The organism is Mycoplasma sp. 5370 (assembly GCF_054343435.1).
Genome location: NZ_JBTGVF010000029.1, coordinates 1 through 8872, shown reverse-complemented (window position 1 = coordinate 8872; position 8872 = coordinate 1). Strand labels below are relative to the sequence as shown.

Here is an 8872-nt window from a genome sequence, read left to right as displayed (position 1 = left end):
TAATTATTATTTTCATATCGCTAAAAAAAGGACATTTTGATTAATAATTTACAATATTTTTTTATTTATTTCTTAAATTTTTTCCAAAAATTTTATACTCTTCAGTAAGTCCTTTAATTCTTTCTATAAATCTTGTAACTTTAAATTCTTCATCTTCTTTTTTGTTGTTGTCCACAAAAGAATCTAAATAAATTTTTTTGAGTTCCAATAAAGAATAATTAGAACTAAAAAAAGTTATTTTTGAATTTTCTAAACGATAATTTAAAATTTCGTATAAAACTGAATCTCTGAATCACATTGATTTTTTTTCTAAACCAAAATCATCTAAAAATAATTTATCTACTTTTTTCAATTTTTCTAAAATTTCATTTAAATTTAATGTTTTGGAAGTTATTTTATTATTTAAATAAGTTTGAAAAATAGGAATATTTAAAAAAATTATAGAATTATTTTTTTTAGCAAAATGCACTGATGTAGCTTGTAAAAATTTTGTTTTTCCCACTCCCATATCGCCATAAAAATAAAAGCCATGCTCTAAATTTTTATATTTTTCTATGACTTTTAAAAATCTTGAGTTAATTTTTGTATCTTTTTGTTGATTTTGTTTTAAAAGAGTTTTTAAGTCTAAATCAACATCAAAACTAAAAATTTCTGTTAATCAAAAATTTTGTTTATATTTCTCTTTTTTTCTTTTCTCAGATAAAATAAATACTTTTTTCAAAGTTCCTGTTTCAGTTCTTACGATTGAAACTTCAAAATTTTCATTTTTTTCTAAAACTTGAATAAATAAATCTAAATTTTTTTCAATTTCTTGATCCAAAATTGAATATTGTTCAATTATTTCAGATGTTTTACTATTTCTTTTTATTTCTTGAATTATTAGTTGTTTCTTTTTATCAATTATTTCTTTTTCTTGTTCACTAGAAAAGATATCTAAATTTAATTTCATTTTATACCATTCTCTTTTCTATAAAAAATCTAATATTTTTTCTAATTCATTTTCTGAAACTTCTTTTTCTTTATTTTTAAATGAATTATTAGAACCATTAGTTTCTTCTTCATCTAAATCTAAAATATTAGTTTGGGAACTCTTTTTAAAAGAAAGGGCATCTTCTAACTCATTTTTAATATCCTTTGCTTCAGTTATTTCTTTTTTTAGTAAATCAGATATTATGGTAATAAAATACTTTCTATTTATTTTACCATTAACTTCATAACAAAAACTTAACACTTCATTAATAGATTCTTGACTCATATGAACTAAAAATTTATCAATTTCTTTTACTAAAGAAGGTTTTACAGATTTTTTAGTTAAAAAATTTAAATATCTTTCAGTATTAAAAGTTTCTTTAGCAGTTGAATTGTCATTAACCTTAGTTAATTCAATTTCTACTGTATTAGATATTTTTTGTTCATCGATTTTGAAAACTTCTAAAAAGCTTGTACTAATATCTTCATAATCATCTGTATTAGTTAATTTAACTTCAAATTTATTTATTAATTTTTCTAATTTTTTTTGTCCTATTTTTTTCTCTATTTCATTTAAAAATAATTTATTTTTTAAAATAGTCTCAACTTCTAAAGGTTTTTTTAGTAAAAAAATGTATTCATCTAAGTCTTCTGAATAGTAGGTTCTAATTAAACCAACAGCTTCTAAAAATTGTTTGCTTTTTTTGAATTTATCTTCTTTCATATTTAATTCAATAATAAATTCTTCAATTTCAAAAAATAGAGAACTTAAAGATAAGTTTGCTTTAACTTTATTATGTAAAAAACTAAACAAAAATACAGCTTTTGCCCCAATAATAGGTAAGTAAAAATTCTCTATGATTTCCATATCATAATCTGTTATTCTTTTTTCTAATTCTAATTTATATTTGCTTTTCATTTTACTCCCTAAAATTTTGTTTTTTTATTTAAGTGAAATTATTTTATTATAGTATTTTTAAAGTTGTAAAAAAATCTTCAAAAAAGTTTTCTTTTTCTATATCTTCTCACGAAATATTAACAACTTTTTTGCCTATTTTTCCATTATTTAGGAAATTATTTAATTCAGAAATTTTTTTATTCACACCTTTTTTTTCAATATTTTTTTGCCTTTTTTCTTCGGTTGTTTGAATATTTAAAATTTGTGAAAAAAAACGAAGAAAATTTGCGTTTTTCGTAAATAAATTTGGTATTTCAACAAAATCATATTTATACTTGCTTAAATGTTCTTCAAGCACCGGATAAACTAATTGTTCTAATTTATTTATATTGCCTTTGTCATTAAGAATAAAGTTTCTAATTTCTTCTTTATTTACTTCATCATTTTTAATAAAATTTATTCCTAATTTTTCTTTAATTATAGAAACGCAAACTCCGTTTTTTGCATAGCATTCTTTATAAAAATCATCGGTGTATAAAACTTTATAACCGTATTTTTCTATTTTTTTTAAAAAGGTTGTTTTTCCAGAACCATATTTTCCAATAACTGCTATCATCTTAAAAATTGTCTATTTTCTTTTCTAAATTTTTTAATTCTAAATATTCTAAAATATTTGCTAATTCTTTTGTTCTTCTAAATTTAAAAGTTGTACTTTCTATTGTGTGTTTAGTTGTTGCTTGGTCGTTTAATTTTACAATTTCTCTATATAAATAAACATTTTCTTTATCTGCAAGTAATTTTTCTTTTAAAGAATCTGAAACTTCTTCAATTCTTCTATAAATATTGTCAATATTACTAAATTTATTTAATAGTTTTTTAGCAGTTTTTTCTCCTATACCTTCAACACCTTTGATATTATCAGATTGATCGCCAGCAAGTGCTTTAAAATCAATAACTTGTCTTGGATCCATTTCTTCATAAATATAAAAGTTTTTTCTTGTTTTTAGTGTATATTCTTCTCTTCTTTTGTTTAATACTGATACATGGTCATCTACCAATTGCAATAAATCTTTATCTTCTGAAAATACTATAATTTCATTTTCATTTTCTGAAAATCTTTTTGCTAAGGTAGCAATTAAATCATCTGCTTCAAAAGTTGGAATGTTTTCAAAAACTATATTCATTTCAGTTAATATTTTTTTAATTCAATCAAATTGAATTCAAAGTTCTTCTGGTGCTTGTTTTCTGCCATCTTTATAATCAGCAAGCATTTCGTGTCTTTTTGTTTTTTGAGCAGAATCAAAAGCTAGATATAAACAATCTGGATCAATGTAATCAATTACATTTAATAAAGTGTAAAAGAAAGCGTTGATTGCTGATGTTGGAACACCATCTTTATTATTTAAATTGTTGTAAATTGTTCCATAAAATGACTTAAAAAGTAGTAAATTGGCATCCACTAATAATATTTTTTTATTCATATAACTCCTTTATAATAGATGAAATTTTAAAATCATCATTTTCTTTTTTTAGTATTTCAAATTCATAATAATGATTAATTTTTAGTTCTTTAATTTTTTCTCATTCTCTTCAAAAAATTAATATTTCAATTATTTTTGAACTATCTTTAAGAGTAATTTTACCCATTTCATTATTGTTTTTATCATGGAAAGAAGATTTGGAAACTACTTTTAAAGCTAAAATGTGCTTAGTTCCTTTGTGGATATCTGCAAGTTTGATTTTTCCTTCAAATTTACTTGCTTTTTCCTTTGTAAAAGTCATTCCAAGATAAGACAACTCTTTATTTTGAATTAATTCTATTTTAGCATTATCTAGTTCTATTTTTATATCATTTTGTAAAAATTCATTTTTTGTTTTTTCATAAATTTCTTCATTTAAAGAAAAATCATCACCTTGTTTTTCTACGATTATATCTATATATAAAGAAATTTGGTTATATTTTTCTTCAAGTTCAAAGATATTTCCAAATTCTCTTAAAGTATTTGAAAAAATTAAAGTTTTGATAATTGAATCAGTAATTTTATTCATTTTCATTTTTAAACAAAAATCAAAAAATGAAGTGAATTGACCTTTAGATCTTATTTCAATAATTTTTTGTGTTGCAATAATACCAAGACCTTTAATCATAATAAAAGGTAAAATTAATTTATTTTCAACTATAACACAACTATTTAAAGAACTATTTATTTCTGGAGATTCGATTTCAAATTTTAAATTTTGAGCTTCTAAAACATATTTTTTAATTGTTTCATGAGAACCACTTGCATTATTAATTAAAGCAGCATAAAAATATTGAGTATATTTACTTTTTAAATATGCCATTTTATATGCTAAAACAGCATAAGCTACTGCATGAGCTTTGTTAAACCCATATTCTGCAAATTTTTCTATTTGAGAAAAAACTTTTTCAACAGTTTCTAAGGAATAATTATTTGAAAGTGCTCCAGAATAAAATTTTTCTTTTAACTCTTCCATATAATGAATATCTTTTTTAGAAATTGCTCTTCTTAAAATGTCTGCATCAGCAAAATCCATTTTAGCAACAGTTTGAGCTATTTGCATAATTTGCTCTTGGTATATGATAATTCCATATGTGCTTTTTAAAATTTGGTCAAAATCATTAGAGATAATTGGAATTTCTTCTAAACCTTTTTTTCTTTTAGCATAAGTATCAATATTTTTTATTGGTCCTGGTCTAAAAAGAGAGATTATAGCAGCAACATCATCAATGGAAGTGACGGAAATTTTTTTCAAAGTTTCTTTCATTCCTGGTGATTCCAGTTGAAAAACACCGTTTGTTTGTGCTTTTGAAAGTAATAAATTAGTATTTAAGTCATATGTTGGAATATTTTCAATTTTGATTTGCAATCCTGTTTTTGCCTTTACAAGTTCAATCACATCTTGAATAACGCTTAAGTTTTTTAAACCTAATAAATCAATTTTTAATAATCCAAATTTTTCAAGATACTCCATAGGAAATTGAGTTTCTAAAAAATTATTATCTGTATATAAAGTTGGAACTACTGTTTCAATTTCTTTGTCACTAATAACAACTCCAGCAGCATGTGTTCCATGTTGTCGTGGAAGTCCTTCTATTTCTTTAGCTATTTCAAAAACTTCTAAATATAAAGGATTTGAGTTAATTTTTGCTTTGAATTTAGGTATTTTTTCATATGCTTGTTTTAATGAAAAATCATTTGGAATTAATTTGGAAATTTCATTAACTTCTGAAACAGAAATTTTTTTAACTCTCGCAACATCTCTAAATGCCATTTTAGCTCCAAGAGTTTGGAAAGTTGTAATTAGTGCTACATTTTTTTTGCCATATTTATTAATTAAATAATGAATTAATTCTTCTCTTCTTGTATCTTGAATATCTATATCTATATCTGGCATTGTTACTCTTTTTGGATTTAAAAATCTTTCAAAATATAAGTCATATTTCAGCGGATTTATTTCTGTTATGTCTAAAATATATGAAATAAGGGATCCTGATACTGAACCTCTTCCTGGTCCAATAAAAATATTCTCTTCTTTTGCTCACTTAATTAAATCTCAAATGATTAAAAAATAATCTGAAAAACCGAGTTCATTAATAATTTCTAACTCTTTTTTTATTCTTGGTAAACTATCAGCAAATTTTTTTAATTCATCACTTTTAGCATTAGCTTTTTCTTTAATAATATCCATTAAATATTCTTTAGAATCTAAATTTTTATCATTTTTAAATTTAGGTAAAGGATTTAGTTGTGTTGGAAAAATTATATTAATATCATCTATAATTTTTTCTATATTTTTATTGTTTTTTTCATTTATTTCATCCTGCTCACACAAAGCAAAGAAATCATTTTTTATTTCTTTATTATTAATTGAAAAAAGTGTAGATAAAACATCTCTATCTTTTTCTAAAAATAGGCGATTTTCCTTTATAAAAACAGTTTTTTCATCATTTATTTCCTTACTATTTTTGTAGAAGTTAACGATATTTGGAACTTCTTTATTTGTTGCATAAAAACCATAATCAAAATGGTCAATAACTATCAAATTTTCATCATCTAAATCAGAAATAAAAATCTCTTTTTTTGCAAAAAATTCAGAACTTAATTTACTTAATTTTAAGTAACCTTTATAATTTTTAGCAAAAATTAAAAATCTATATTTTTCTACATCTAAATCTATTCCAATTATGGGTTTTAAATTATTTTTTTGACACTCATCAATTAATTTTGCTACTCCAAACATATTATTTCTATCACAAATAGATGCATAAGAAAAATTATTTTCTTTAGCAAAATAAATAAGTTTATCTATTGTAATTGTTGATTCCAAAAAAGAATATTCAGTAATATTATGTAATTTATAATTATATTTTATTTTCATTTCCATAATTTAATTATATAGAAAAACAAATAAGAAAAAAGGAAACTTTTTAAAAATTTCCTTTATGGTCAATAAGGTGATTTGGCGCGCCCGAGAGGAGTCGAACCCCTAACCTTTTGGGCCGTAACCAAACACTCTGTCCAGTTGAGCTACGGGCGCAATTTGGAGGCACCAACCGGATTCGAACCGGTAATCAGGGTGTTGCAGACCCATGCCTTGGCCGTTTGGCTATGGTGCCTTGTATAATTACGTATTTAATTATACAACAAATTTATCTATTTAAATGATTTTAGTATTTTCTAAAAATAAAAAAAATCATTTTGAAAAGAATTAGCCTGTTCTTTTTTCATTTTTTCCTTCAGTAGATATAATCTTAAGCGGTCTAGAAAGTATAAAATGAATAGAATCTTTTTTAATATATTCTCTTTTTTCATCTGTTTTTACATCATAATCTTGTATTTTTCTTTCTCTAGAAAAAGTTAAATCATAATCATAAAAATTTTCTGAATCTTGATTTGCAATTGTTTCAACATTTTCTCTTGCATTTAAATCATTTTCAATGTTATATCAGTCATTTAAATAATTTCGAGATGTAAAACCTAAATTTTCTGTTGTAAATACGTTTATTATAGGCAATGAAGAATTAAACTTATCAATTTCTTTTTGTGAAATACCCGGTATGAATTTTTCTATTTTAGGTTTTGGAATAGAAAATCATTTATAATTTTCATTATCTTCGTATTCAGAAAAACCAAAATTAGATAATAAATTTATTTTAGAAAAATAATTATTTTTATATTCTTTAGGTAAATAAAGTTCGTTGTTAAAAGCAAATCTTCCTTCAATATTTACATTTGGAATTGATAATAATTCTTCCATAATAGAATTATCAATCGAAAAAACTTCATTATAATCTTTATCGCTTTGAGAAAAATTAAATTTAAATTTATATTTGCTTTCTTTTACTAAATAAACATCTTTTCCATTCTTATATTTTATTTTTTTGTTTGGCACAAATTTGTCAATAACGTCCTTATAAACTTGAAATTTAAATCTAAAATCAAATAATCACTTATAAAAAAATTCAGTTTTTTCTTGTTTAAAATATATAAAAATATTTTCGTTATTAAATTTTTCTAATTTTACATATTCATAAGTAGGCTTAAATTCTAATAATTTATCAATATTGATTATTTCATAGTAATCTTGATTATTGAAATCAAATTCTTCAAAATCATCAAATACATAATTATCACTTCCCACGTATTTTTCTTTATATTTATTAAAAAGTTCTTCATATTTTTGTTGTCTTGGCGTTTTTGGAAAATTTGGTTCTTTTGATTTTTCTTCATGATTACAACTTACTACCAAATTTACAGAAGCAAAAGCTAGGATTGCTGCACTAGTTAATAATATTTTCTTTTTCATTATTTAGTCCCTTCTATTTTTTTAGCTCTATATTTTATGTAATCTCTTAGATATGACATCATTCCTTCTTGAGAATCAAAGAATAATTCTTGATTATTTAAATCTATGGTTCACAAATTATAATAGTTAGATTTTATTTCAATAGATTTGTTATCTTCTACATAAAATCTTCTTTCTGCTACAGGAAGAATTAATTTTCCAAGAATTAATCTGTAGTTCAATTGGAAAATTTTAGGATCATTAAATTCAAATAATTCTTCTCTAAAAGGTTGCCCTCTAGAAATAAGGGTGCTTTTTAATCCTGGGATATAATATCTTTCTTTTGGTTTCATTCTTTTTAAAAGATATTCTTCTAAATTCGATTCTTCAGTTTGATTAGCTAATTCTGTAATATTGGTATATCTTGAATTATAATTGTAGATTTTTTTCTCTGCATCATCTATTGAAATAAAGTTTTTTAAAATTCCTATTTTGGTATTTTCTAAAAATAAAAATTCTTTGTTTTTTCAAAAGTATTGATTAAAATTTTTTAAAATATTAAGCAATTTTTCATCTTTTTTAGTTTTGTTATTTTCATAATAATCTAATCAAATGTTTCTTAATTGATTTAATCCATTTATAGTAGAATCAGTTTTATTTATATATTTTATTTTTTGATTATTAAATGGATTTTTTATTAATTTTTGATGATTAATAATTGTATAATCATTTTTTTCAATATTTTCAAATAATGATATATTATTTTGATTTTTATAAACAAATTTATCATTTAAAGAAAAGAATTTGCTTTTCATAAATATTTTATATTTTTTATTATTTATGTCTTTAATACTATTAATTATTTTACTTTTCATTAAAATATTAAAATTATTTATCTTTTCTTTAGTTTTTTTCACTCCAGTTTTAGAAATTAAATTGTTTATATTATAAAATACAGAATCATAATTAGATGTTAAATTATTACGTTTTTCTTCAATACTTTTAATTAATATTTTTTTCATATTTAAATCTAAAACTAAATCATTGTTAAATTCTTTATATTTTTCTTTTAATTGAGAATTATTTTTCAACATTTTCTCTAATGTTGAAATCATTTGCTGTTTTAAAATTTTTACATTTAGATTTTTAATTCTATTTTCAAAAACTCTTTTTAATTTATTTGTATCTAATTTTAAG

At 22.1% G+C, this 8872-nt stretch carries 7 protein-coding genes and 2 tRNA genes; all 9 read right to left on the bottom strand.

From position 1 onward, the window contains the following. Positions 1-61 precede the first annotated feature (61 nt). Positions 62-949, bottom strand: coding sequence for a DnaA ATPase domain-containing protein (locus ACXX88_RS03595; RefSeq protein WP_436358482.1), 888 nt, complete (start codon positions 947-949; stop codon positions 62-64). An 18-nt stretch (positions 950-967) separates the two neighbouring features. Continuing rightward, complete coding sequence (locus ACXX88_RS03590; protein ID WP_436358483.1) at positions 968-1888, bottom strand: DnaD domain protein; 921 nt, start codon at positions 1886-1888, stop codon at positions 968-970. Between the two features lie 46 nt (positions 1889-1934). Further along, positions 1935-2483 (bottom strand): dephospho-CoA kinase, encoded by a 549-nt coding sequence (coaE, locus tag ACXX88_RS03585; RefSeq protein ID WP_436358484.1) that lies wholly within the window; start codon positions 2481-2483, stop codon positions 1935-1937. A 1-nt stretch (position 2484) separates the two neighbouring features. Further along, positions 2485-3348, bottom strand: a complete 864-nt coding sequence (locus ACXX88_RS03580) for a 5'-3' exonuclease (protein ID WP_436358485.1) — start codon at positions 3346-3348, stop codon at positions 2485-2487. Beyond that, positions 3341-6268 (bottom strand): DNA polymerase III subunit alpha, encoded by a 2928-nt coding sequence (dnaE, locus tag ACXX88_RS03575; protein WP_436358486.1) that lies wholly within the window; start codon positions 6266-6268, stop codon positions 3341-3343. The genes ACXX88_RS03580 and dnaE overlap by 8 nt, the downstream gene beginning before the upstream one ends. Before the next feature lie 82 nt (positions 6269-6350). Continuing rightward, a tRNA-Arg gene (locus ACXX88_RS03570) sits at positions 6351-6427 on the bottom strand. Between the two features lie 4 nt (positions 6428-6431). Continuing rightward, a tRNA-Cys gene (locus ACXX88_RS03565) sits at positions 6432-6506 on the bottom strand. A gap of 92 nt (positions 6507-6598) precedes the next feature. Continuing rightward, complete coding sequence (locus ACXX88_RS03560; RefSeq protein WP_458559613.1) at positions 6599-7696, bottom strand: hypothetical protein; 1098 nt, start codon at positions 7694-7696, stop codon at positions 6599-6601. Beyond that, a partial coding sequence (locus ACXX88_RS03555; protein ID WP_458559612.1) for a hypothetical protein occupies positions 7696-8872 on the bottom strand: 1177 nt, incomplete at its 5' end. The genes ACXX88_RS03560 and ACXX88_RS03555, both read right to left, overlap by 1 nt.